Consider the following 23859-nt stretch of genomic DNA (forward strand, 5'->3'; position numbering starts at 1 on the left):
AACGAAACCAGAGGATTTTTCCATGCGTCTATTTTCATCCCGATTTTTGCCTGCCGTTGCCTTGCTCGGGCTTGCCCTGAGCCTGGCTTCCCCTTGCGCTTTTGCCACACGCCAGATAACCGATCAGCTTGGCCGTCAGGTCACTATTCCCGATCAGGTGGATCGCGTCGTCGTTTTGCAACATCAGACCCTTAATCTGCTGGTTCAGCTGGATGCCACCAAAGATATTGTCGGCGTGCTGAACAACTGGCAGCGACAGCTGGGCAGCGGTTATGTGCGTCTTGCGCCGGAGCTGGCGAAAACGCCGGTGGTCGGCGACCTGACCAGCGTGAACCTGGAAAGCGTGGTGGCGCTTCATCCGCAAGTGGTGTTCGTCACCAACTATGCACCACAGGAAATGATCGACCAGATCAGCCAGGCCGGGATCGCCGTCGTGGCGGTTTCATTGCGGGATGATCCGAAAGGCGAAGAACATATGATGAACCCGGTGCTGCCGGATGAAGATGAGGCGTACACCGAAGGGCTGAAGAAAGGCATCGCGCTGATTGGCGATGTGGTCAATCACCAGAAACAGGCACAGGCGTTGATCGACTATACTTTTTCTCAGCGTCAGTTAACTGGCGAGCGGCTGAAAGATATTCCGGCCAATCAGCTGATCCGCACGTATATGGCAAATCCCGATCTGACCACTTACGGTTCCGGCAAATATACCGGCCTGATGATGGCGCATGCCGGTGCGATGAACGTTGCGGCAGCCACAGTGAAAGGGTTTAAGCAGGTCGCGCTGGAACAGGTGATCGCCTGGAACCCGCAGGTGATCTTCGTGCAGGACCGGTATCCGGAAGTGGTCGGGCAGATCACCGGTGATCCGAAATGGCAGGGTATTGATGCGGTCAAAAATCACCGCGTTTATCTGATGCCGGAATACGCCAAAGCCTGGGGCTATCCGATGCCTGAAGCGATGGCGATCGGCGAACTGTGGATGGCGAAAAAACTCTACCCGCAAAAATTCGCTGACATCGATATGCAAAAACAGGCTGATGCCTGGTACCAGCGCTTCTACCGGACGGATTTTAAACCCGCGGCAGACGCGGCGCGCGCGGGGAAATAGCCTCGTCTCCGGCGCTTTACGTTGAGGCAATGTGACAAGGAGACCTGATGACAAATACGATTAAAGTGCTGGCGGCAGGGAGTTTACGCCGCGCATGGGCGCCGCTGTGCGATGCCTTTACGGAAGAAACCGACAGCAAAGTCGACGTGGAATTCGGCCCCGCCGGGCTGTTGCGCGAACGTATCGAACAAGGGGAAAAGGTCGATCTGTTTGCCTCGGCCAATACCGCGCATCCGCTGACGTTGCAGCAGCACGGTAAGGCGCTGGACGTGGAAGCATTTTGCGGCAACAGCCTGTGTGTCACCGCCCGAAAAGGGCCGGAACTGGATAAACTCAACTGGCTGAGCGTATTACTTGATCCCCGTTTTCGGCTGGCGACATCGACACCGCAAAGCGATCCTTCCGGTGATTACACCTGGCAAATGTTTGAGCAGATCGAAAGGCGACATCCCGATGCCGGGGCTATTTTACGCAACAAGGCGCTGCGTCTGGTGGGCGGTGAGAAATCGGCCAAAATTCCGGCAGGCAAACTGGCGGCAGAATGGCTGATTTGCAGCGGTCAGGCCGATGTTTTTATCGGCTACACCAGTTATGCCGCGCTGTTGCGGGAAAATGATGCGCTGGAAGTCTACAACATTCCGGCGGATTACAACGTGCGGGCCAGATACGCGCTCGCGACCTGCACGGAGAAAGGGAAACCGCTGGCAGAATTTATTCTTTCAGAAACCGGCCAGCATATTTTGCAGAACGCCGGTTTTTGCGGGAGACATGCGGTGATGCCGGAATAGAAAAAATACAAACAGGTACAACGCGACCTTAGTGATCGAGGTCTCTTTCTTTCATTGCCCGCTGACGATCGTAATACTCATCTTCAGCGGCAGTGATTTCATCGAGCAGCGAATCCACATCGGCTTTGTGCGTATCTTCGGTGAACAATCCGGTCAGAATAGTTTCCGGTGTCAGTTTGCCGTCTTCGTACAATGCCCAGATTTCTTTGGCAAAGCGCGTTTCCAGCAACTGCGGTGCAAACTGCCCGTAGTACTCGGTCATGTTATTCACATCGCGCTCGAACATCGATTCAGCGTGGTTATTGGCAGCGGCGTCCACGGCCTGCGGCAGGTCGATAATCACCGGCCCTTCAGCGTCCATCAACACGTTAAACTCTGACAAGTCACCGTGAACGATACCGGCGCACAGCATGCGTACGATATTGCGGATCATGGTGTCGAAATCGGCTACCGCTTCTTCTTCAGTCAGGATGACGTCACTCAGACGCGGCGCGACTACACCGTCAGCGTCGGTGATAAGCTCCATCAGCAGCACGCCGTCCAGACAAATGTAAGGCTGCGGCACGCGCACACCGGCATTCGCCAGACGGAACAGTGCATCCACTTCAGCTGTCTGCCAGGATTCTTCCTGCTGTTTACGCCCGAACTTTGACCCCTTTTGCATCGCACGCGCGTTGCGGGTGTTACGGACTTTACGGCCTTCCTGATACTGCACGGCCTGCTTGAAGCTACGTTGTGTCGCTTCTTTATAGACTTTGGCGCAGCGGATCTCTTCACCGCATAAAACGGTGTAAACATCGGCTTCTTTGCCACTTTTCAGTCGACGGACCACATCATCAATCAGGCCGTCATCCACCAGAGGTTGGATTCTATTTGGGATTTTCATGCAGCCTTGTACCTTATTTCAGCGCATGAGGGAATGACCTGCGCAATATTCCCTGCATTACACACCAGACACGCCGTTCGCGTCATCCTTTCTGATCCTTATCGCTTACTGTTCTCAAGGGTACAGTTTAACGTAGTGGCGATGGAGTGGATACTTTATGCACATACGTTATCACTTTTTACCGCTGCTTTTCACCGTCAACGCCCGCCGGGGTTTTATGGCACCCTGATTAAATTTAACTTAAATAATTAATTTATGTCCGCTAATTATTTCTTACTGTAAATAAAGCATGCCAGTTAATAAATTTTTATGTCTTCGGAACTTTTTCTTTAACTTAAGCTTTTCGTGCTGTTTACGCTTCGTTTATTCAAGGCAAAAAACGGTATACGTTCCGTTTAGAATAGAGGTGATACTGTGCCGGTAATTTCCCGTTGCAGGTCTTCTGATATGAATACTATTTTAATAACCGGTGCCACTGGTTTTGTTGGCGGAGCTGTAGTTGAATATTTTCTGCGCCAGCAACTCACCACCAATAATGCATTATTACTCTTAGTCAGGGCTGACGATAATGCGACGGGACTCGCCAGAATTATCGATAATTTGAAGAAGTTTGAATTAAATGATACTCAGCTTTCTCCGCTAACTGAGCAATCAATATTGACCGGCGATCTGGCCGATCCGGAAAGTTTTATTCATGACGCGCGTTTAGATAATGTCACGCACGTTATTAACTGCGCCGCCATCGCCTCGTTTGGTCATAATCCGGCCATGTGGCGTGTGAATGTCGAAGGTTCACTGGCCTTCGCCAAACGTATGGTGCAGGTAAAAGGTTTGCAGCGATTTGTGCATGTTGGCACGGCGATGGCATCGATGCCGGATAAAGACAGCGTCTTCTACGAAGGCATGCCGGACAACGAGCAGAACGAAGATCTGGTGCAGTACACGGCTTCCAAGCGGGCGATTGAGAATCTTGTCCGCGCCGAATGCCCGTCGCTGCCGTTCGTGGTTGCACGACCGTCGATTATCGTCGGTCACACGCAGCATGGCTGCCAGCCTTCAAGCAGCATCTTCTGGGTGTTCATGATGGCGATTAAACTGAAGAAATTCACCTGTACGCTCGACGATCAGGTGGATGTTATTCCGGTGGACTATTGCGCGATGGTGCTGGTAAAACTGTGTCTCGCCAAAGACCTCAGCCATAACTTTTATCATATTTCTTCCGGCGAAGAGATGTGTACGCCATTCCATGCAATAGATACCTCGGTGGCAAAAGCCAATAATACTTCACGTATTATCAGTGAATATGAACAGACCAGTTATCAGGAATTTACCGGCATCCGCAAACAATTTAAAGATGTGCTCGGCCCATGTAATGATAAAATTATTTTACGTGCCATTAAACTTTATGGCGGTTTTGCTCAGTTAAACGTGAAGTTTGATAATTCTCGTTTATTAGATATGGGCATTCCAAAACCTGCTGCCTTTAACAGTTATATTGATAAATGTGTTTCCTCAACCCGTGGACAATCTATCAGCGAACTGATGCAGGTTGATTTTAAATAAACCCGGTGTCTGTTAAATATTAAACACTCCCCTAAATCATTCTCGTTGCTTCAAGGCGGCAACTGAATGAATCCCCGGGAGCTTACATAAGTAAGTGACCGGGGTGAGTGACCAATCTGCAGGGAGCAGATTGGAACGCTGCTTGCAGCGGCTCCTTCAGGAGCGAGGTCCATGGATGGGCCGAGTAACGCAACCAACGCAGAAGCAGCGTGAAGGATGACGGGGATTAGACAAGGCCGTTTCGGCCATACAGCCTGAAACCTTCGCGCTGATTCAGGCGGTCATAATACGCCGTCACTGCCGGTAACGCCGGACGGGACATGGGTGTCATCGACCAGCGGTTCACTGCCAGCCCGAGCGGAATATCCGCCAGCGTAAAATTATCCCCCAACACGTAATCGCCGCTGCGCTGAAGTTGTTCTTCCAGCATCTGCATATGACGGTTCCATTCGCTGACACCGGCATCAATCAGCGCCGGATCCTGATGCTGCGGACTGTTGCGCGCCAGCGCCGGAAACGCATAACGCCAGGAATTATTCAGCTCACCGGATTGCCAGTCCATCCACTGTTCGGTCAGCGCACGACGTTTCGGGTCAGATGACAGCAAATCTTCGCGCCCTTCCCGCGCCGCCAGATACCGGCAAATCACGTTGGATTCCCACAGTACAAATTCGCCATCGAGCACTACCGGCACCATCGCATTCGGGTTCAGTGCTTTAAATTCCGCAGTCTGGACAGACTGAAAACCCGAACCGAATTGTTCCTGTTCGAAATCCAGCCCCAGTTCCTGACAGGTCCACAACACTTTACGCACATTGATCGACGGTGATTTACCCAAAATCTTTAGCATGATTTCCCCTGTTAACGTGGTACACGAATAGCCGGTCACGACGGACGAATAAAGATCCGCGTGGCTGAGCCGTGATAAGTGGTATCCGTTTTTGCCACGAAACCACATTTTTCCGCCAGACGAACCGAGGCCTGATGCTCCGGCGCAATAATGCAGCATAGCTGACGATCGACGTGTGTACCGGCCCATTTCAGCACTGCCTGCGCGGCTTCAAAGGCGTAGCCTTTGCCATGAAATGCCGGAGAAACGACCCAGCCCATTTCCGCCATGCCTTTGAGCGAGGGTGTGATATCGCGCTGATAATCCGCCAGACCAATTTCGCCAACAAACGCGCCTTCTGCACCCGCCGTTTTTTCGAACACAATCCAGTAACCGAAACCGAGCATCTGCCAGTGGCCCGGATACCGCAGCAGACGACTCCAGCTGGCTTCGCGACCCGAAGGCGTGCCACCGATGTATTTCACAACCGCCGGATCGGCCCATTGCGCGGCAATATCTTCAAAATCATCAACATGATGGCCACGTAAAATCAGACGTTCGGTTTCGATAACGGGAGCACTGGTCTGCATGGTTTTTCCTGAATAAGGTGAATTACCATTAACTTAGCACCACAATTGTGCTGACCGGAAGAGAGGTTTTAGCGGGAAATAAAAATCAGACGATAATGCCGCCGCGCAGTGCCGTCGGCGTTATGCCACGCACGGATTTGAAACGGTTACTGAAATGGCTGGCGGAGCTGAATCCGCATTCCAGCGCAATGGACGTGATGTCCATCTGACTGGTTTTCAGCAAGTTTTCCGCGCGGATCAGCCGGGCATTCATCACGTACTGATGCGGTGCCAGCCCCATGCTTTGTTTAAACATGCGGGCGAAGTGGAATTCGCTGAGTTCTGCCAGCGCGGCAAGTTCCGGCAGTAATAAAGGCTGCCCGAGATGCGTGTGAATATAATCTTTTACGCGGTTGAGCATATGCGGTGCCAGCCCGCCGCGTACCGTTGGCAGCGCCCATTGCAGATGGGTGTAATGTTTCACCAGATGCGCCATCAGCAGATTGGCGGCGCTGCTGAGCATCAGTTGATTGCTGTTTTCCTGCCACTGGCTGCTGAGCAAAAAGTGGCGATACAACAGCGTAATTTGCGGATCCTCTCCGAATGTGCGTTCTTCCAGCTCAATCGCCGCCGGGCTGCGATCCCAGGTTTGTTCCACCAGATGTCGCAGGTGTTCGTCGGAGCAATACAGATGCACAAACGACAAATCGTCGCGCACATCCCAGCTCGACATACTGCCTTTCGGCATCAGACAAAAACGATCCGGCCCGCCGCCGTTCCGCCAGCCGCTGCGGGTTTTGTGGTAACACTCGTAGCCGTCGGCAACGTACAGGCTCAGCGTATGGTGATCAGCGCTTTCCTGATTCACGATGTCATTTTTGTTCGACCACGCCGCCAGCTGAATACCGGAACCCAGTTCCACACTGTCATGCAGAACTGCTTTGTGCTGACGCAGCGTTTCGAAAGCCTGATAGACCTTAGTCATGGCGTACCCGTGTGGAGGAAAGATGACGCCCATTTTACGTTTTTCCCCCGCCCCGGTACCAGATCTTGCTGTGCGGGTGACTGAAAAAATGCGCAAGAATATGCAACTCAGCGCAAAACGTTGAAAGCCAGCGGTCTGCCGTTACCACAGAATGTCCTCAGTCATTACTGTCTGAGTGAGAGAATTCTATGAACGCACTGCTTTATATTTTGGTGATCCTGATCTGGGGTACCACCTGGTTTGCGATTTATCTGCAACAGGGCGACGTGCCGGTCACGGTGTCGGTTTTCTACCGTTTCCTGCTGGCTGCGGTGATCATGCTGGTGGCATTGCTGGCGACACGCAGGTTGCGTCGTCTGGCGCTGAAAGATCACCTTTTCTGCCTGGTTCAGGGTTGCTGCGTTTTTTGCTTCAATTTTTACTGCTTCTATCACGCCGCAGCCTACATCACCAGCGGGCTGGAATCGGTGATTTTCTCGATGGCCGTGCTGTTCAACGCGTTCAACGGCATGCTGTTTTTCCGTCAGAAACTGGCTCCGGCAGTGATCCCGGCGTCGGTTCTCGGGCTGGCAGGTATTATCACGCTTTTCTGGCATGACCTCAGCGCCGCGCATATCGCACCGGAATTGCTCAAAGGCATCGGCCTCAGCCTGCTCGGCACTTACGGTTTCTCACTCGGCAACATGATCAGCTCACGCCATCAGCGTCACGGGCTGGATGTGCTTTCCACCAATACCTACGCGATGTTTTACGGTACAGCCGTCATGGGCGCGCTGAGCCTGATGCAGGGCGCTTCCTTCGCCATCGACCTGACGCCGCAATATCTCGGCTCGCTGGTCTATCTTTCCGTGTTTGGTTCGGTACTGGCTTTCGGCATTTACTTCACGCTGGTCGGCCGCATCGGTGCCAGTCAGGCGGCCTACAGTACGCTGCTGTTCCCGCTGGTCGCACTGACGGTTTCCACATTTTATGAAAATTATCAATGGCATGCCAATGCGGTTATCGGGCTGGCGCTGATCCTGCTCGGTAATCTGGTGATGTTCTGCCGTCCGGCCTGGCTGGAGATGTTCAGGCGCAAAGCCGCTGCGGCGTAGGACGGCTTACCGGCGGGTACAAAAAAACACTCGACAACTCTCCTCCTCGTGTTGCATACCTGAAAGGCCGCATCCTAAGAGATGCGCGCCCTACAGAAAATAATGAGGAGAATAAAATGCCTTTTGTACGTATTGATATGGTCGAAGGAAAACCCGAAACCTACCGCAAAACCGTCGGCGATGTGATCTATGACGCGCTGCGCTCAGCTCTTAATGCGCCGGAAAACGACAAGTTTATTGTCATCTCCGAACACTCTCCGGCAGAAATGATGATTTCCCCTGATTATCTGAATATCCAGCGCAGCCCGAACTGCATTGTGATTCAGGTAACGCTCAACACCGGCCGTACACTGGAAATGAAAAAGGCGTTCTATCACGCCGTCGCTTACGGGCTGCATGAAAAAGTCGGGTTACGTCTGGAAGATGTGTTCATCAGCCTGGTGGAAGTGCCGAAAGAAAACTGGTCCTTCGGCAACGGAGAAGCGCAATACGCGTGAGAAAAGGTCTGAAGGTAAACTTCAGGCCAACAAGTTCTCACCACCAATCAGCGGAATGATTCGGGCAAGCACGTCGTTAAAGACGCCACTTTCCGCAACAGCGATAAACTTTGCCTGACGGTGCCGCCAGTCCATTGTATGGATCAACGTGGTGGCAACCACACAAGGTGCGCTCAGATTGTTGACCGGCACTTCGGTCGGCGCGCCCCGGATGCTGCTGCTCACCGGCATACAAATCACCAGCCCGGTAACCTGATTATACGTTTCATGAGACAGGATCAGCGCCGGTCGATATTTGCCTATTTCCTTTCCTTTGGTGGGCTCAAAATCCAGCCAGCAAATATCCCCGCGCTTTGGTAAATACATTAATAATCAAGCTCCCTGTCAGTCGGTTCTGCCAATTCATCAGCGTGAGCATTATACGCGCTCAGCCCCGATAACAAGCTGGCCTCAGTGACCTTCTGCTTATCGGCTTTACGAATTTGCAGCCCGTCTTCAGAAATCTCGATATCAACGACATCACCTTCCTCGAATTGTGGAATTGACTTCAAATTTCCGGACAGCCGTAACGCGATGCTGTTACCCCATTTCTGTAATGTGGCCTGAGTACGCATGTTCATTTCTCCACCGTTGTATCTACAAAGAGTATACAACCAAAAACCCGTAACAGTATTCCTGATACGGGTTTTTGCGAGCTGCATTCCGGCTTTTTATTTTCCTGCGTTAAACGGAAGGATTAAATAATCCCGCCATTCGCCTTCAGCGTCTGGCCGTTGACCCACGCACCGTCGGGACCGGCGAGGAAGGCGACGACGGAGGCGATATCTTCCGGCTGACCGAGGCGCTCGAGCGGCGAGGTTTTGGCGATGGTTTCCACCAGTTGATCCGATTTACCGTTGAGGAATAAATCCGTTGCTGTCGGGCCGGGCGCGACGGTATTGACGGTTATCTGACGGCCGCGCATTTCCTTGGTGAGCACGCGGCTCAGCGCCTCGACAGCCGCTTTGGTCGCGGCATACACGCCATAAGTCGGCTGATATAACCCGACCACGGTTGATGAGAAATTGATGATACGTCCGCCGTCGTGCAGATGTTTCGCCGCTTCACGCAGCGTGTTGAAAGTGCCTTTCAGGTTGATATCGATAAGGCGGTCGAATGCTGCATCGTCGGTTTCGGCAATGGCGGAAAGCGTCATAATACCCGCATTATTCACCAGCACATCCACGCCGCCAAACGCCTGTTCCGCGCTGGCAAACATCCGGCCGACCGCCGCCGCGTCGCTGACATCCGCCTGCGCGCTGATAGCTTTTCCGCCTGCCTGTTCAATTTTTCTGACCACCGCGTCGGCTTCTGCCGCACCGCGTGAGTAGTTCACAATCACGGTAAAACCGTCGTGCGCCAGACGCTCTGCGATGGCGGCGCCAATACCCCGTGATGCGCCGGTGACCAGCGCGACGTTCTGTTTGGATGAAGTCATGATGCGTTTCCTTTTTTCAGTGATTCGGATCTGTTGTCAGTGAGGAAAGCGTAGCCGATTGACGCTGCCGGATAATTACCTGATATTCGTTATCACTATCCGGAAAAGGCGAACAATTATCATGGATAAACTCGACAGCATGCAGTTATTCACCCGCGTGGTGGAGCTGCGCAGTTTTACGCAGGCTGCACAAGCGCTGAATCTGAAACGTTCCACGGTGACCGATGCCATTAAACAACTGGAGTCGCGGCTGAACATCCGGCTTCTGCAGCGTACCACCCGACACGTCAGCGCGACGCTGGATGGCGAAGCCTATTACCAGCGCTGTCTGCGTATTCTGGCAGATGTGGAAGATGCTGAAATGGCGTTTGCCGGTGCGCAGCCGAAGGGGTTATTGCGGGTGGATGTACACGGTTCGATGGCGCGGCATTTTCTGCTGCCCGGCCTGGCGGATTTTCTGGCGCAGTATCCCGACATTGAGTTTTACATGAGCGAAGGCGACCGGCTGGTGGATCTGGTGCGGGAAGGCATTGATTGCGTGATCCGCGCCGGTGAACTGAAAGACAGCGATATGGTGGCGCGCCCGCTCGGTACGCTGCCGGAAATTACCTGCGCCAGCCCGGACTATCTGCAACGTTTCGGCATACCGGAAACGCCAGACGATCTCGCCGGTCACCGGATGATTGGTTTTCGTTCCAGCGCAACCGGCGGGCTGTTGCCGCTGATTTTTCAGGTGCAGGGCAAAAACCGTGAAATCCTGCTGCCAACCAGTTTGTCGGTCAGCGGCGCGGAAAGCATGAAAGAAGCGGCACGGCGCGGGATGGGGATTATTCAGGTGCCGCATTACGGCCTGCTGGAGGATCTGGCGCAGGGAAGTCTGGTACAAATCCTGGCGGATTTCCCGGCCGGTTCACTGCCGGTTTCCCTGCTTTACCCGCGTAACCGCCAGCTTTCACCGCGCGTACGGGTGTTTATCGACTGGATGGTGAAAGAGTTTGCGCGGCGCGATCCGCATCTGACATGATAGTTTTTCTGCTCTGAAAGCATGACGTCACAACGTTAACGACTGGAGATGCCGATGACCACACCTGCTGTATTGCTGCATATCGGCAGCGAAGAAACGCAAGTTATCGTCCGTAATGATGATGACGACGATAAAAGTTTGCTCCTGACACTGGGCTCACAACTCACCTCTGTCGGCTATTTTCGTCATTCACCGCCGACGCCGGATGAAATGGAAACTGCCATTATGGTGGTCGAGGACGAAGTGATACGCATCCGGCACGACATTCCGCCGGGCGCTAAACTGTTCAGCACGGACAACGATATCCGTGCGCTGGCCCGCATTGCCGGTGAGGCGGAAAATGAAGTGATGACATTGTCGCTCGACGCGGTGGAACGCACTTTCGACCGGCTGGCGCTGGTCATTAATGGCCGCCCGGCGCATTTCGAAGGTATCCCCGACGGCAATGATTTCGCCGCCACGCTGCTGATTTTGCGCGAATTTATGCATCATCTGCAATTTGATGAAATTGTGGTGAAAGGCATGAAATTTGAGATGTAATGATTAACAGCCCCGTCAGGGGCTGTTTTGGTTTTATCTACACTAATGAAGGACTGTTTTTCAACTGCGCAGCATCCGATTCCATCAGTACCATCCCGCTGAGATCCGGCAGGGTCTGATGATTCAGATAATCCCGGAACGACATGCGCGGGGCGTTATTTTCCCAGGCCGATTGCAGCGTGCCCAGCAGGTCAGTGGTTTTCGACGTGATTTCCGGCGTGGTGATGTCGGATTCCAGTGCGCCTTTCACATATTTCTGAATATGTGTTGAGTTGCTGGCGGACTGAGCCACTGTGGCACTCATCAGCGCACCTTTGTGATATTGCACGGACGTCGTGCTTTCTGCCTTGTCATCAATCTGATAGTAAAGGTAATTCTGCGAGTTGCGGTCGCTGGTCAGATTCAGTTTCAGCCCCGGTGTCAGCGATGCATGATAACTGGCGGCCAGATGTGACTGTTGCTTCTGCGTGATATTGCGGTCCTGCGTACCCGTGCCGGTGATCGTGCTGGTTTGAGAAACCTGATAAGAGAACGTATCGGTTTCATCCGGGCGCATCGGATTGGTGGAATCGACCGGTGTCTGCGAGACTGACGCCGTGAAATCCGCCAGCCCGGTCATCATGTTTTTATCGGTTTTGGTCAGCGAGAAATAAACCGGCTCAGCACCCCCGCTTTTATAAGTCGTCGCGGTTTCGCCATAATTGCTGTTCAGCGCCGTAAAGGCATCTTTGAACATGTTCATCAGCGATTCGTCACCATTGCCACGATTACCCGCGCTGCTGATTTGTTTCAGATAACTGTTCAGCGCCTGCTTCTGCTGGCTTTCTGTGCCCAGCAGTGCGCGCTTACTCATGTCGACGCTGATATCCACCGTGCCAGCAACACCGGTCGATTTCACTGAGCGGGTATTCGCATCAGCATGAAAATCCAGCGTCTGGGTATTGGTGGTGCCCAGCGTGGCGTGTAAGTCCACCGACGACAGCACCGAGGTATCAAACTTCGTCAGGCCACTCAGATCGAGCTTCGGCGGTTGCGCCGTCAGGCCATCAATCGCTTTCTGAAAACCTTCCGCAAGACCGGCCAGCGCTTTGCGATCGGCATCGCTGAGCGTGCCTTTGCTGACATTCACCTGCACGCCGAGTCCGTCATCATCACTGCCCAGCGTGATATCCACCAGTGCGCCGCTGGCAGTTTTAATGCTCAGGCTTATCTGGTTATCAGCTTTGGTATGAAGTTGGGTTTGGGCGGCAACGTTGGCCGCCGAACGGGTCGACTGAGCGGAAGTCTGCTTCATCACCGATTGCGAATAACTGCTGCTGTCGGTAGTGAAACGCTCAAGCAGCGCCGCACCGAGTCCGGTAAAACGCGCCGCATTGCCGGAATGGCTGAAGTTCGATGCAAGCTTTGAAGACATCAGATCACTGGAAGAACGTTCCCAGACCAGTGCCGGTTTGGTGATGTTGTAGACCGGCGAAGCGGTGTCCGCCTGGCCGATCATTACCGTGGTGGATTGCGCCGTCGAAGCCTGCTGCTGGCTGGCTGCAGTAGTGACTGCCGTCAGTGATTTTGTTGACGTAACCAGCGTGTTGAGCGCCTGATTACCTGTCGCAGAGATAACTGTCATCCCGATGAGTCCCTATGTTTTTGCGCCATAGCGCCAGTGGATACCTTGATCCTTCTGATGCTATTTTCGGCAAAAACACAGGAAGCTTTAAGGATATGTAAAAGTTGTTTCTTACGCCCCCGACGTTATTCCAGCGGACCGCCCAGAATGGTTTCGCACATGCCGGAAAGAATGCGTTCGCCGGTTTCGCTTTTCAGATCCTCATACCATTGTTCGGTCACGGCCATTTCTTTGCCGTGGGTGACATCGCAGCGTTTACGCGCCTTCAGCACCAGATCCTTCACGCGATATGCCCGTTTTTCCTGATAACGCAGCAATGCATCTTCAATGCCTAATGAATTGGTTTGCAGCATATTTGCCAGCACCACTGCATCTTCCATCGCCGCGCAACCGCCCTGCCCGATATCCGGCGTGGTGCTGTGGCCGGAATCACCGAGCAGCGCAATCCGTCCTCTGACCAGTTGCATAAAGGGTTCGATGTCGTGGATTTCAACGCGGTTGGTGGTTTCAGGATTGATCTGGCTGATCAGCTTCTGCACCGGTTCCGCCCAGCCCGCAAAGTAACCCTGTAAATCCTCGCGTACCGTAGTGCGATCCTCCGGCAAGCCTTTTGGCAGCGGCACATCAAAGAAAAAGTAGAAACGGTTGCCACTCACCGGCATCAGGGACACGCGTTTACCCTCGCCGACAAACGTCGTCCACTGGTCGGCAGGCGCGATGCTTTCATCGATTTCCACCAGGCCGTTCCAGTTAACATAACCGGCATAGCGGCGCTCCGTTGCATAACCCAGAACGTGCTGGCGGATAATGGAATGGGTGCCGTCAGCGGCAATCAGCAGATCGCCGGTCGCGGAAGTGCCGTCGTCAAACCAGGCGGTGACGCTGCCGGCAGATTCTTCAACGTGCGTCACGCGCTTGCCAAACTGCACCTGGTCGCGGCCATAAGTCTCCAGCAGCATCGACTGAAGTTCCGCGCGTGCCACCGGATATGGCTGCTCGCCGACGCTTTGGATCAGCGGATCCATACTGAAACGCGTCATGGTCTGACCCTGCTGATATTCTTTGTAGGCCATAAAACGCATGTTGCCGCCGAGTTCGCGCAGCGCCTCTTTCATGCCGAGATAATTCAGACACTTTACGCCGTTAGGCCAGATGGAAATCGCCGCACCGACCGGTTTGATCTCTTTCACTGCCTCGTATACCGCCGTTTCGATACCAAAACGCTTCAGCGCAATCGCCGCACACGCACCGCCAATACCGCCACCAATCACGATCGCTTTCATATTTTTCTCCCCTGAGTCTCTTTAGGGAAAAGCAATTTCTGTACCAGAAAGACGATTTGCCGCCAAAGCCTTGTATACAATCTTAAGTGAAATCAGTAACTGCCGAAGCGCAGGTGAAATGCGCTAAAACGAGGCGTCGTTTTGGAGCAAGAGTGGCGTAATAGCCGCGAAGTGAATCACTCTGGTGCGAAAGGATGGGGCGGAGAGAAAGCCGGAGGAAGATTTACATCAGACAAATATTCGCAAATCACTCCCCCAGCAGAGGGAGTGATAATTTGGATCCACAAATGCCGCAGTGCGTTACTTGCACCAACCCCAGTGCAGGTTACGAGGTAGCGTTCCCCACGTTTCTATGCAGGTATTTTCCTGTTTGGTCAGTGACTGGGAATATAAAGCCCGTCCCGTTCCTGTTACGCCTTTAATTTTTACGTTCGTCGCTTCAGCAGGAATAATAACCTGCTGAGTATTACCCAGCGATAATTTATATTCTTTATTGAAATTGGCTTTAGTACTGCTGTTGGTATAAGTGAGTCTGTAATAACCTGTGTAACCGCCTTTATTACGCAGACTCAGGACGTAACTTTTCGGTACAGGTGCCATTTCCGGGACGTTGAAATTAAGTGTAAATTCCGCTCCCGGTGACATTTCATCAATTTTATCATTGCTTACCATATATGTTTTTCCCATCTGCTTATTGTAATCAAGCTCAAGAATCAGCATATCGCCGTAATAAGCCGCCCCGCTGTTTGATGAAGAGATACCATGTGAATGGCCACCAAATCTTATCGAGCCGCCATACTCCCCCAGTATATCCCGCGTTGGAGTCTCATTTTCACTGTAACTTTCACCTCCATGCTCCAACGCTATTGTTGCTTTACCTTTTATGCCTGCATCGCGTAACTGCTCACGGAACCAGCCTTCACCGTCCCTGACCTTAACATCATACCGGCGGGCAGCATCCGAATTAAACCCTGAAAATTCCTTCGTATAATGCAAATTATTATTAAGCTGAATGAAACGAATACCCGCAATATCAAAACTGTAACCGAAACTGCCAATATAGTTGGTACTGAGATGCGGGAATTTATAACCATTCATGACGTCGTAATCAACGGAAACGACATCTTTCAAACTATTAATATGATCAACTAAATTCCGGATACTACGAATTGCACAGCGATTTTCCCACAAACCACAGTCATTCACATTGCCGTCATAATCATGATTACCCAGCCCGTACCAGTAAGGTGCATTAAGTTTGCCAAAAGCTTTCTTGGCATCAGACCACTCGCCACCATGCCCCCAGTGGGTAATGTCGCCGTTAATAATCGTCCCCCTGAAGGCATCACCGTATTTGTCTTTCAGTGTGTTAATTGCATCAATCTTCTTAAAGTTAGCTTTGCTGGGTACCGTGTTATATGGCGTAGATGTAGTCTCAGCCCCAAAATGCCAGTCAGACGTAATGGCATAATATTCTTTTGGATGAACAACACGCCACCAGGCATTATCTTTTTTATTTTCCGGGTAATACCAGTTTTTACTTTTCGCATTACCATTAAACTTTGCTTCAAAGAATTCAGTAGTCCCGTTAACCTGACGGCCATGTATTTCACCGACCGTCGTATCAGCGCTCCAGGCTTTTGGCGCAGCAATGGAACCATACACCGCAGAGGTTACCGCCGCGTCCGGGAAGACCTCCTGTCTCAGCTGTTCTTTCATATTTTTCAGTGCTTCGAATGTTTCTTCCGCACTGTCTGTTGAAACTTCGTAAGGACGGGAATGCTCCACCCCATTTACATCGGTATAACCATCTCCCCTTTTGCAACAACTGGAGAGATATTGTTATCACTGGAATCGACCGTTTTAGCTTCTAATAAACGCACGGCTTGTCCACCTGGCACAGTGATTGCTTTTATTTCATATGGACTTGAATTCTCTGAAACCTTATAGCCAGATATTTCGGTTGAGAGTTTCATCCGGGCATAGTCATTTTGATCATCAGGAATAGGTAACCCGTCCTGATGAGGGTCAGGTACCGGAACAGGCGCGGGAGGATTAGGAGAAGGACCCGGTGATATTTCCCGTTGCATAGAACTCATGTCGATCATCTTCATGCCATCAGGCACAGTGAGTACAACATCCGGTACATGGTAACCACCTCTTTGCGTTGCCACATTGCTAATATTTATTTCTGCTGAGGTATAAAATGGCAAACAAGCAGCGATAGCCATGGCTATCCTGCCATATTTAATTTTATTTTTTGAGACGAACACACTTTCACCCTTGAGGTTAATCATTTTACTGTTAGTAAATTATCGTACCTCGACATTATAATTTGTAACAAACATTTGTTTTAAAATAAATAATTAAGTTGACTTATTTTACAACGACCATTAAACAATCGGAATACAGAAGTTAAATACATATCAACGCTAAGAATAAAACCTCAAAAGTAGTTTTTCACTGTTATCTGTGAATCCGGAGATTCAGGAAAAAACGGAAGCTGAATAATGTTCAACCGTCAACATAAAGTACTGGCTGTAGTATTCAGAAAAAATATGTATCAGAAATTTTTCCATTTCATCGCTGATACCATTCTTAAAGGGAAAAATCGTCTCACCATAATTGGGGTCAAAGATTTTTATTTGATTGGATTCTGCCCTGAGACCTAATGAGTGTCCGCTGGAAGATTTTTTAATCGATATATGACAGCCATTGCCCTGACTGACACTTTTTAATATTGACTGCGCCATGGTAATTGCGGTATTTCCAGTCAATTTTATTTCCTCCCGAATAAAATTAACCTGATAAGATTTTAGAATGCCATGAAAAACACTTTTCATTTCTTTCATATTCCCGCTGGCACTCAGGTGTTCCTGAAAATTCATGATCCCCCGCACCACCGTCTTACCTTTTTCACTGGCAATATAGGCACTGAACCGACTCCAGCTTTGACCTGATATCAGGTATGCGCCCACCAGCCCCTGACACACACCGTTTTCAAGACCATATTCAACCACCCGGCCGGCGCGATCATAGACATTTCCGGTCCATGCGCCCTTACGTTTTTTCTCATCACAATGATCCCATTTATTTTTCTTAATATATTCCCCCTGTCGGAATTTATTATATATCCCATTATAATTTTGTATCAGTCTAACTGAATCCATTCTCATAAAATCACTTCATTCCATTATTAAGAAAAACTTTGCAAATGATAAAGAAAAAATACTTTCAATGTTGAACATGATTAATTCAGAAAACATAAAGGAAACCTTTTCTTCTAAGGGGTTCTCAGCCTCTGGTCTGGTGCGAGAGCGGGAAGGTTGATACTCTGCTAAGTATTGATATTTCGAATACCAAAAGCATAAACATTTAAAAAATGAATCGCTATCCGATGTTCAGCCCGCAGCAGTTGCTTAGTTTTGTCGCCGTCTGCGAAACCGGCAGTTTTACCCGTGCGGCCGACCGCGTGTACCTGTCGCAATCGACAGTCAGCCAGCAAATCCGCCGCCTGGAAGAAGCGCTGGGAAAACCTTTGCTGGAACGCACGTCTCATCAGGTGCAACTGACTGAAGAAGGTGAACGGTTGCTGGGTTATGCGCGGCGGATTATCGCCCTGAACGGTGAAGCGCACGATGCGCTGAGTGACCAGTGGCCGGACGGCGTAGTGCGTCTCGGCGTGCCTGAAGATTTTGCCGCGGCTACCACGTCCCTGCTGGCGCAATTCAGCCGCGCCCATCCGCATATTCGCCTCGATGTCACCAGCGGCCTGAGTCACGAACTGCGCCGCGCCTGGCAACAGGAGATGCTGGATATCATTCTGGTGAAACAACTCACCGGCGAAAAGGCCAACGCCTCGCGCCCCGAGCCGATGCTGTGGCTGGACAGCGCGGCGTTTCCGGCGTTTGAACGGGATCCCATCCCGCTGGTACTGTTTCCGCTCAACGGGTTATACCGCGAAGAACTGTGTCAGGCACTGGATGCTCTCGGGCGTAGCTGGCGTATCAGTTACAGCAGCGCCAGTCTCGCCGCGCTGGTCGCTGCCAGTGCGGCCGGATTGGGTGTCACCTTATTGCCCGCCAGTTGCCGCCAGCCGGAGCACCGGATTCTTGGGGCAGAAAGCGGATTGCCGCCGATTGATAACGTCGAGCTGGCGCTGTTTTACCGCCACGACGCGACGCCTGCGCAGATTGCACTGGCCGGAAAATTAAAGGATTTTTGTCAGCTTAGTTAGCCATTGCATTTTCCACTGGCAGGCAGTGGGAAAAATCGCAGCCGGAACCGGCGTCATCTTTTAAGGTGAAGGGAAAAGCAGCATCCTCCCGCATCATGATTAAGGAATTCGACGTGCAAAATCCTCAGCAACAAAGCCGCAGAAACTTTCTTTCGCATAGCGCCAAAATCACTGCCACCGGCGCGCTGTTAACCGCAGGTATGGCATCAGCCTCCCCGTTCAAACCGGGCGCGATGGACGAAAAATGTGACGATGCCAGCCAGATCAACGCAATTTCTGCGCCGCATTACCAGTTGCGCAATGTGCGGCTGGAAGAGGGTTTTGAGCGCGAAGGCGATATCGTTATTGCCACCCAAACCGGCCTGTACAACCTGGAAATCAACAACGGCAAAATCGTGGCGATCCAGCCTGCAAAAGACGCCCCGGCCAGCACCTTGCCTGCTTTTGATGCCAGAGGATTACTTCTGCTGCCCGCCACGCGCGACATGCATATTCACCTCGACAAAACCTTCTACGGCGGCAAATGGGAAGCGCCACGCCCGCGTAAAGGCAAAACAATCATGGACATGATTGCCCGCGAACAGGTGCTGATCCCCAAACTGCTACCAACATCGGTGGAACATGCCGAAGCGATCATCGGGCTGCTGCATTCCAAAGGCACCACCGTGGCGCGCAGCCACTGCAATATCGACCCGGTCAGCGGCCTGAAAAGCCTTGAGCATCTGAAAATCGCACTGGAAAAACATCAGCAGGATTTCAGTTGTGAAATTGTGGCGTTCCCGCAACACGGCTTGCTGCATTCGAAAGTCGATGGCCTGATGCGTGAGGCGATGCAAATGGGCGCGCAATACGTCGGTGGACTGGATCCCACTAACGTGGATGGCGCGATGGAAAAATCCCTCGACGCGATGTTTCAGATTGCACTGGATACGAATAAAGGCGTGGATATTCATCTGCATGAAACCACGCCGGCCGGTATTGCGGCAGTGAAATACATGATTCAGACCGTGGAGAAAAACCCGCAACTGAAAGGCAAAGTGACGCTCAGCCACGGTTTTGCGCTGGCGATGATGCAGGGCGCTGAACTCGATGAAGTGATCGGCGGGCTTGCCGAACAGCAGTTCACCGTCGCTTCCACCATTCCGCTCGGCAAACTGAATATGCCGCTGCCGCAGCTCAGCCAGAACGGCGTATTTGTCATGACCGGCACAGACAGCGTCATTGATCACTGGTCGCCGTTCGGCACCGGCAGCATGCTGGAAAAAGCCAGCCTCTACGCCCAGCTCTACGGTAACTCCGACGAATTTGGCCTGACGCGCTCCCTCGCTATCGCCACCGGCAACGTCCTGCCGCTCGACGACAGCGGCACACGCCAGTGGCCTGCGGTGAACGATAACGCCGAAATGATCCTGGTCGACGCCAGTTGCTCTGCCGAAGCGGTGGCGCGGGTGTCAGAGGTGAAAGCGACATTCCATCAGGGCAGATTAGTGTTTGGTGCGGTGGGGAAAGTGTGAGGCATTGAAAGTAGTAAACGCTGCCAAGCAAAAAGCCCCTTTCGGGGCTTTTTGTTGTTCTGAACGTTGATGCCCGAAGGCAATGAATCAGAACGGGATATCGTCGTCGAAATCCATTGGGGGTTCGTTGTTCTGTGCTGGCGCGTTGTTTTGCGCAGCGGGACGAGATTGCTGACCGCCACTGAACTGGTTGCCGCCTTGTGGCTGCTGAGGCTGACCCCAACCGCCCTGCTGGCCGCCTGCGGATGGCTGACCGCCACCTGCTGGTGCGCCACCGCTTGCACGGCCGCCGAGCATCTGCATGGTGCCGCCTACGTTAACGACGACTTCGGTGGTGTATTTTTCAACGCCAGCCTGATCGGTCCATTTACGGGTTTGCAATGCGCCTTCGATGTAAACCTGAGAACCTTTCTTCAGGTATTCGCCTGCGACTTCCGCTAATTTGCCGAACAACACCACACGGTGCCATTCGGTTTTTTCTTTCTGCTCGCCGGTGGCTTTGTCACGCCAGCTTTCAGACGTTGCCAGAGTGATGTTGGCAACCGCGCCGCCGTTAGGCATGTAGCGGACTTCCGGGTCTTGCCCCAGATTACCGACGAGAATAACTTTGTTTACGCCTCTGCTGGCCATGTGGATTCTCCTGATGATGTATGTCGTGGTTGAAACCACAGTTGAAGGTGATGAATTCACTTTGTGCCATTATAACCACAAAACGTGTTATCCGTACCATGCATGTAAAGCCTTGGAAGATTCCTCGCAGATCGGCCAGTAAACATTCCATTGTTACATTGAGTACTGGATATACATTCAGGTTTTGGGGTGGCACAGGCTGTGATTTGTGTCATAATTGCGCGTTACGTTCTTCTCTGTGCCCGATTCGATGGCTGGCGCGAAACTGGTTTTCACGGCGGTCACCGGCACGGTGAGCTATCAAGTTAATCCGGGAATGATGAATGGATAAGATCGAAGTTCGGGGCGCACGCACCCATAATCTCAAGAATATCAACCTGATTATCCCGCGCGACAAACTGATTGTTGTCACCGGCTTATCCGGTTCAGGCAAGTCCTCTCTGGCGTTCGATACGCTGTACGCCGAAGGCCAGCGCCGCTACGTCGAGTCGCTGTCGGCCTACGCACGCCAATTTTTATCCTTAATGGAAAAACCAGACGTCGACCATATTGAAGGTCTGTCTCCGGCGATTTCGATTGAGCAAAAATCAACGTCGCACAACCCGCGCTCTACCGTCGGGACCATCACCGAAATCCACGACTACCTGCGCCTGCTGTTTGCCCGCGTGGGCGAGCCGCGCTGCCCGGATCATAATATTCCGCTGTCAGCCCAGACCGTCAGCCAGATGGTGGATAACGTACTGGCACAGCCGGAAGGCCAGCGTCTGATGCTGCTGGCGACCATCATTAAAGATCGCAAAGGCGAGCATACCAAGACGCTGGAAAACCTGGCGTCGCAGGGCTATATCCGTGCGCGTATTGATGGTGAAGTGTGTGATTTGTCCGATCCGCCAAAATTAGAATTGCAGAAGAAACACACCATTGAAGTGGTCGTTGACCGCTTTAAAGTGCGTGACGATCTGGCGCAACGCCTGGCGGAATCGTTTGAAACCGCGCTCGAGCTTTCCGGTGGTACCGCCGTGGTCGCCGATATGGATGACCCGAAAGCCGAAGAAATGCTGTTCTCGGCCAACTTTGCCTGTCCGGTGTGCGGCTACAGCATGCGCGAGCTTGAACCGCGTATGTTCTCGTTCAACAACCCGGCGGGAGCCTGTCCGACCTGTGACGGGCTGGGTGTGCAGCAGTTCTTCGACCCTGATCGCGTGGTGCAAAACCCTGAGCTTTCACTGGCGGGTGGGGCTATCCGCGGCTGGGATCGTCGTAACTTCTATTATTTCCAGATGCTGCGCTCTCTTGGTGAGCATTATGATTTCGACGTGGAAGCGCCGTTTAACGAACTGAGCAGCGACGTGCAAAACGCCATCCTGCACGGTTCCGGCAAAACCACCATTGAATTCAAATACATTAACGATCGCGGTGATACTTCGATTCGTCGCCATCCGTTTGAAGGCGTACTGCACAATATGGAGCGCCGTTATAAAGAAACGGAATCCAGCGCAGTACGTGAAGAACTGTCGAAATACATCAGCAACCGTCCGTGTACTTCCTGCAGCGGCACCCGCCTGCGTGAAGAAGCCCGTAACGTATTTGTCGAAGAAACCACGCTGCCGGAAATCTCTGATTTCAGCATCGGCCATGCGATGGATTTCTTCCGCAATATGAAACTCAGCGGTCAGCGCGCCAAAATTGCTGAGAAAGTGCTGAAAGAGATTGGCGATCGCCTGAAATTCCTGGTGAACGTCGGCCTGAATTACCTCTCGCTGTCACGTTCTGCGGAAACGCTGTCCGGCGGCGAAGCCCAGCGTATCCGTCTGGCGAGCCAGATTGGTGCCGGTCTGGTGGGCGTGATGTACGTGCTGGATGAGCCGTCTATCGGCCTGCATCAGCGCGACAACGAGCGTCTGCTGGAAACCCTGATCCACCTGCGCGACCTCGGTAACACGGTGATTGTGGTCGAGCACGACGAAGACGCGATCCGCGCTGCCGACCATATTATTGATATTGGTCCGGGTGCAGGCGTACACGGTGGCGAAGTGGTGGCTGAAGGCACCGCTGAAGACATTATGGCGACCGAGAATTCACTGACCGGCCAGTTCCTGAGCGGTAAACGGGAAATCTCCGTACCGGCGCAGCGCGTCCCGGCGGATGCCACCAAAGTGCTGAAACTTTCCGGCGCTAAAGGCAACAACCTGAAAGATGTCACGCTGACGCTGCCGGTGGGCCTGTTTACCTGTATCACCGGCGTGTCCGGCTCCGGTAAATCGACGTTGATCAACGACACGCTGTTCCCGCTGGCACAGCGCGAGCTGAATGGCGCAACGATTGCTGAAGCTGCGCCGTACCGTGAAATCGAAGGTCTGGGCCATTTCGATAAAGTCATCGACATCGACCAGAGCCCGATTGGCCGTACGCCGCGCTCTAACCCGGCAACCTACACCGGTATTTTCACGCCGGTGCGTGAGCTGTTTGCCGGTGTGCCGGAATCACGTTCACGCGGCTACACGCCGGGGCGTTTCAGTTTCAACGTCAAAGGCGGCCGCTGCGAAGCCTGTCAGGGCGACGGCGTGATCAAAGTTGAAATGCACTTCCTGCCGGATATTTATGTGCCGTGCGATCAGTGCAAAGGCAAACGCTATAACCGCGAAACGCTGGAAATTAAATACAAAGGCAAGAGCATCCACGAAGTGCTGGAGATGACCATTGAAGAAGCGCGTGATTTCTTCGATGCCGTCCCTGCCCTTGCGCGTAAATTGCAGACGCTGATCGACGTCGGTCTGACCTACATCAGCCTCGGCCAGTCAGCGACCACGCTGTCCGGCGGTGAAGCACAGCGCGTCAAACTGGCGCGTGAGCTGTCCAAACGCGGCACCGGTCAGACGTTGTATATTCTCGACGAACCGACCACCGGCCTGCACTTTGCCGATATTCAGCAACTGTTGGAAGTGCTGCATCAGCTACGCGATCAGGGCAACACCATCGTGGTGATTGAACACAATCTGGACGTGATTAAAACCGCGGACTGGATTGTTGATCTCGGGCCAGAAGGCGGTGCGGGCGGCGGACAGATTCTGGTCGCCGGTACGCCGGAAACCGTCGCGGAATGCAAAGAATCGCATACTGCGCGCTTCCTGAAACCGTTGCTGGAACGCCACAGCCAGCAGGCGAAGAAAAGCGCTTAAGCCATAGCAAAAGGCCTTCCCAAACGGGA

The 23859-nt window shown here is 52.5% G+C and carries 23 protein-coding genes; 10 read left to right on the forward strand and 13 right to left on the reverse strand.

The genetic code is table 11. The annotated features are described in order from the left end of the window. Nucleotides 1-22: 22 nt before the first annotated feature. Both GW591_RS15140 and GW591_RS15145 read left to right on the forward strand, forming a co-directional pair. Complete coding sequence (locus GW591_RS15140) at nucleotides 23-1111, forward strand: ABC transporter substrate-binding protein (RefSeq protein ID WP_126125233.1); 1089 nt, start codon at nucleotides 23-25, stop codon at nucleotides 1109-1111. A 47-nt stretch (nucleotides 1112-1158) separates the two neighbouring features. Continuing rightward, entirely contained in the window at nucleotides 1159-1899 is a 741-nt protein-coding gene (locus tag GW591_RS15145; RefSeq protein ID WP_013577321.1) for a molybdate ABC transporter substrate-binding protein, read from the forward strand. Between the two features lie 28 nt (nucleotides 1900-1927). Here the strand turns inward: GW591_RS15145 and GW591_RS15150 are convergent, their stop codons facing one another. Continuing rightward, the gene (locus GW591_RS15150; RefSeq protein ID WP_013577322.1) at nucleotides 1928-2785 is read right to left on the reverse strand and encodes a PA4780 family RIO1-like protein kinase; all 858 of its coding nucleotides are present in this window, start codon (nucleotides 2783-2785) and stop codon (nucleotides 1928-1930) included. 447 nt (nucleotides 2786-3232) lie between these two features. On the opposite strand from GW591_RS15150, the gene GW591_RS15155 reads away from it, so the two are divergent. After that, nucleotides 3233-4348: an SDR family oxidoreductase gene (locus tag GW591_RS15155; RefSeq protein ID WP_166860909.1), complete on the forward strand. Its 1116-nt coding sequence runs from the start codon at nucleotides 3233-3235 to the stop codon at nucleotides 4346-4348. A 226-nt stretch (nucleotides 4349-4574) separates the two neighbouring features. On the opposite strand, the gene GW591_RS15160 is transcribed toward GW591_RS15155, so the two are convergent. The 3 genes from GW591_RS15160 to GW591_RS15170 form a co-directional block, all read right to left on the reverse strand. Further along, on the reverse strand, nucleotides 4575-5198 hold the full coding sequence (locus GW591_RS15160; protein ID WP_013577324.1) for a glutathione S-transferase family protein: 624 nt from the start codon (nucleotides 5196-5198) through the stop codon (nucleotides 4575-4577). Between the two features lie 35 nt (nucleotides 5199-5233). Beyond that, nucleotides 5234-5767 (reverse strand): GNAT family N-acetyltransferase, encoded by a 534-nt coding sequence (locus GW591_RS15165; RefSeq protein WP_013577325.1) that lies wholly within the window; start codon nucleotides 5765-5767, stop codon nucleotides 5234-5236. An 85-nt stretch (nucleotides 5768-5852) separates the two neighbouring features. Continuing rightward, the gene (locus tag GW591_RS15170; protein WP_162906083.1) at nucleotides 5853-6731 is read right to left on the reverse strand and encodes an AraC family transcriptional regulator; all 879 of its coding nucleotides are present in this window, start codon (nucleotides 6729-6731) and stop codon (nucleotides 5853-5855) included. Nucleotides 6732-6919: 188 nt separating this feature from the next. Between GW591_RS15170 and GW591_RS15175 the strand changes: the two genes are divergently transcribed. Together GW591_RS15175 and GW591_RS15180 are read left to right on the forward strand one after the other, a co-directional pair. Beyond that, nucleotides 6920-7825, forward strand: a complete 906-nt coding sequence (locus GW591_RS15175) for a DMT family transporter (protein WP_013577327.1) — start codon at nucleotides 6920-6922, stop codon at nucleotides 7823-7825. A 116-nt stretch (nucleotides 7826-7941) separates the two neighbouring features. After that, nucleotides 7942-8322 (forward strand): tautomerase family protein, encoded by a 381-nt coding sequence (locus GW591_RS15180; protein ID WP_013577328.1) that lies wholly within the window; start codon nucleotides 7942-7944, stop codon nucleotides 8320-8322. Between the two features lie 21 nt (nucleotides 8323-8343). Here the strand turns inward: GW591_RS15180 and GW591_RS15185 are convergent, their stop codons facing one another. From GW591_RS15185 to GW591_RS15195, 3 genes are all read right to left on the reverse strand, one after another. Beyond that, nucleotides 8344-8688 carry a type II toxin-antitoxin system PemK/MazF family toxin gene (locus GW591_RS15185; RefSeq protein ID WP_013577329.1) on the reverse strand — a complete coding sequence of 115 codons (345 nt, stop codon included), beginning with the start codon at nucleotides 8686-8688 and terminating at the stop codon, nucleotides 8344-8346. Beyond that, entirely contained in the window at nucleotides 8688-8942 is a 255-nt protein-coding gene (locus GW591_RS15190; RefSeq protein WP_223510138.1) for an AbrB/MazE/SpoVT family DNA-binding domain-containing protein, read from the reverse strand. Before GW591_RS15190 ends, GW591_RS15185 begins: the two co-directional genes overlap by 1 nt. 116 nt (nucleotides 8943-9058) lie before the next feature. Further along, nucleotides 9059-9799 carry an SDR family oxidoreductase gene (locus GW591_RS15195; protein ID WP_013577331.1) on the reverse strand — a complete coding sequence of 247 codons (741 nt, stop codon included), beginning with the start codon at nucleotides 9797-9799 and terminating at the stop codon, nucleotides 9059-9061. A gap of 121 nt (nucleotides 9800-9920) precedes the next feature. Here GW591_RS15195 and GW591_RS15200 point away from each other — a divergent pair, with 121 nt between their 5' ends. Both GW591_RS15200 and GW591_RS15205 read left to right on the forward strand, forming a co-directional pair. Beyond that, on the forward strand, nucleotides 9921-10823 hold the full coding sequence (locus GW591_RS15200; protein ID WP_013577332.1) for a LysR family transcriptional regulator: 903 nt from the start codon (nucleotides 9921-9923) through the stop codon (nucleotides 10821-10823). Between the two features lie 54 nt (nucleotides 10824-10877). Beyond that, the gene (locus GW591_RS15205; RefSeq protein ID WP_121019655.1) at nucleotides 10878-11363 is read left to right on the forward strand and encodes a hypothetical protein; all 486 of its coding nucleotides are present in this window, start codon (nucleotides 10878-10880) and stop codon (nucleotides 11361-11363) included. A gap of 37 nt (nucleotides 11364-11400) precedes the next feature. On the opposite strand, the gene GW591_RS15210 is transcribed toward GW591_RS15205, so the two are convergent. The 5 genes from GW591_RS15210 to GW591_RS15225 all read right to left on the reverse strand — a co-directional run bounded on the left by GW591_RS15210 (nucleotide 11401) and on the right by GW591_RS15225 (nucleotide 17446). After that, nucleotides 11401-12987: a hypothetical protein gene (locus GW591_RS15210; protein WP_121019654.1), complete on the reverse strand. Its 1587-nt coding sequence runs from the start codon at nucleotides 12985-12987 to the stop codon at nucleotides 11401-11403. A 125-nt stretch (nucleotides 12988-13112) separates the two neighbouring features. Beyond that, nucleotides 13113-14270, reverse strand: a complete 1158-nt coding sequence (gene hpxO / locus GW591_RS15215; RefSeq protein WP_166860912.1) for an FAD-dependent urate hydroxylase HpxO — start codon at nucleotides 14268-14270, stop codon at nucleotides 13113-13115. A gap of 300 nt (nucleotides 14271-14570) precedes the next feature. Then, the gene (locus GW591_RS15220; protein ID WP_318645599.1) at nucleotides 14571-16058 is read right to left on the reverse strand and encodes a metallophosphoesterase family protein; all 1488 of its coding nucleotides are present in this window, start codon (nucleotides 16056-16058) and stop codon (nucleotides 14571-14573) included. A 5-nt stretch (nucleotides 16059-16063) separates the two neighbouring features. After that, entirely contained in the window at nucleotides 16064-16501 is a 438-nt protein-coding gene (locus GW591_RS24130; protein WP_225444941.1) for a hypothetical protein, read from the reverse strand. Nucleotides 16502-16756: 255 nt separating this feature from the next. Beyond that, nucleotides 16757-17446, reverse strand: a complete 690-nt coding sequence (locus GW591_RS15225) for a YopT-type cysteine protease domain-containing protein (RefSeq protein ID WP_131638582.1) — start codon at nucleotides 17444-17446, stop codon at nucleotides 16757-16759. Between the two features lie 206 nt (nucleotides 17447-17652). Between GW591_RS15225 and GW591_RS15230 the strand changes: the two genes are divergently transcribed. Continuing rightward, nucleotides 17653-18507: a LysR family transcriptional regulator gene (locus GW591_RS15230; RefSeq protein WP_037034979.1), complete on the forward strand. Its 855-nt coding sequence runs from the start codon at nucleotides 17653-17655 to the stop codon at nucleotides 18505-18507. Nucleotides 18508-18602: 95 nt separating this feature from the next. Then, nucleotides 18603-20021 (forward strand): amidohydrolase family protein, encoded by a 1419-nt coding sequence (locus GW591_RS15235; RefSeq protein WP_166860915.1) that lies wholly within the window; start codon nucleotides 18603-18605, stop codon nucleotides 20019-20021. 87 nt (nucleotides 20022-20108) lie between these two features. On the opposite strand, the gene GW591_RS15240 is transcribed toward GW591_RS15235, so the two are convergent. Beyond that, nucleotides 20109-20651 (reverse strand): single-stranded DNA-binding protein, encoded by a 543-nt coding sequence (locus tag GW591_RS15240; protein ID WP_013577340.1) that lies wholly within the window; start codon nucleotides 20649-20651, stop codon nucleotides 20109-20111. 323 nt (nucleotides 20652-20974) lie between these two features. On the opposite strand from GW591_RS15240, the gene uvrA reads away from it, so the two are divergent. Beyond that, nucleotides 20975-23830, forward strand: a complete 2856-nt coding sequence (gene uvrA / locus GW591_RS15245) for an excinuclease ABC subunit UvrA (protein WP_013577341.1) — start codon at nucleotides 20975-20977, stop codon at nucleotides 23828-23830. Nucleotides 23831-23859: the final 29 nt, after the last annotated feature.

The sequence above is a fragment of the Rahnella aceris genome (assembly GCF_011684115.1).
Taxonomy (GTDB): Bacteria; Pseudomonadota; Gammaproteobacteria; order Enterobacterales; family Enterobacteriaceae; genus Rahnella; species Rahnella aceris.

Bases quoted from the DNA above. Each gene is read 5' to 3' on its own strand.
- hpxO (WP_166860912.1), bottom strand. From the start codon at position 14,270: ATGAAAGCGATCGTGATTGGTGGCGGTATTGGCGGTGCGTGTGCGGCG.
- GW591_RS24130 (WP_225444941.1), bottom strand. From the start codon at position 16,501: ATGGCTATCGCTGCTTGTTTGCCATTTTATACCTCAGCAGAAATAAAT.
- GW591_RS15145 (WP_013577321.1), top strand. From the start codon at position 1,159: ATGACAAATACGATTAAAGTGCTGGCGGCAGGGAGTTTACGCCGCGCA.
- GW591_RS15205 (WP_121019655.1), top strand. From the start codon at position 10,878: ATGACCACACCTGCTGTATTGCTGCATATCGGCAGCGAAGAAACGCAA.
- GW591_RS15175 (WP_013577327.1), top strand. From the start codon at position 6,920: ATGAACGCACTGCTTTATATTTTGGTGATCCTGATCTGGGGTACCACC.
- GW591_RS15195 (WP_013577331.1), bottom strand. From the start codon at position 9,799: ATGACTTCATCCAAACAGAACGTCGCGCTGGTCACCGGCGCATCACGG.
- GW591_RS15185 (WP_013577329.1), bottom strand. From the start codon at position 8,688: ATGTATTTACCAAAGCGCGGGGATATTTGCTGGCTGGATTTTGAGCCC.
- GW591_RS15140 (WP_126125233.1), top strand. From the start codon at position 23: ATGCGTCTATTTTCATCCCGATTTTTGCCTGCCGTTGCCTTGCTCGGG.
- GW591_RS15190 (WP_223510138.1), bottom strand. From the start codon at position 8,942: ATGAACATGCGTACTCAGGCCACATTACAGAAATGGGGTAACAGCATC.
- GW591_RS15230 (WP_037034979.1), top strand. From the start codon at position 17,653: ATGAATCGCTATCCGATGTTCAGCCCGCAGCAGTTGCTTAGTTTTGTC.
- GW591_RS15170 (WP_162906083.1), bottom strand. From the start codon at position 6,731: ATGACTAAGGTCTATCAGGCTTTCGAAACGCTGCGTCAGCACAAAGCA.
- GW591_RS15165 (WP_013577325.1), bottom strand. From the start codon at position 5,767: ATGCAGACCAGTGCTCCCGTTATCGAAACCGAACGTCTGATTTTACGT.
- GW591_RS15160 (WP_013577324.1), bottom strand. From the start codon at position 5,198: ATGCTAAAGATTTTGGGTAAATCACCGTCGATCAATGTGCGTAAAGTG.
- uvrA (WP_013577341.1), top strand. From the start codon at position 20,975: ATGGATAAGATCGAAGTTCGGGGCGCACGCACCCATAATCTCAAGAAT.
- GW591_RS15155 (WP_166860909.1), top strand. From the start codon at position 3,233: ATGAATACTATTTTAATAACCGGTGCCACTGGTTTTGTTGGCGGAGCT.
- GW591_RS15210 (WP_121019654.1), bottom strand. From the start codon at position 12,987: ATGACAGTTATCTCTGCGACAGGTAATCAGGCGCTCAACACGCTGGTT.
- GW591_RS15200 (WP_013577332.1), top strand. From the start codon at position 9,921: ATGGATAAACTCGACAGCATGCAGTTATTCACCCGCGTGGTGGAGCTG.
- GW591_RS15240 (WP_013577340.1), bottom strand. From the start codon at position 20,651: ATGGCCAGCAGAGGCGTAAACAAAGTTATTCTCGTCGGTAATCTGGGG.
- GW591_RS15235 (WP_166860915.1), top strand. From the start codon at position 18,603: ATGATTAAGGAATTCGACGTGCAAAATCCTCAGCAACAAAGCCGCAGA.
- GW591_RS15180 (WP_013577328.1), top strand. From the start codon at position 7,942: ATGCCTTTTGTACGTATTGATATGGTCGAAGGAAAACCCGAAACCTAC.
- GW591_RS15150 (WP_013577322.1), bottom strand. From the start codon at position 2,785: ATGAAAATCCCAAATAGAATCCAACCTCTGGTGGATGACGGCCTGATT.
- GW591_RS15225 (WP_131638582.1), bottom strand. From the start codon at position 17,446: ATGAGAATGGATTCAGTTAGACTGATACAAAATTATAATGGGATATAT.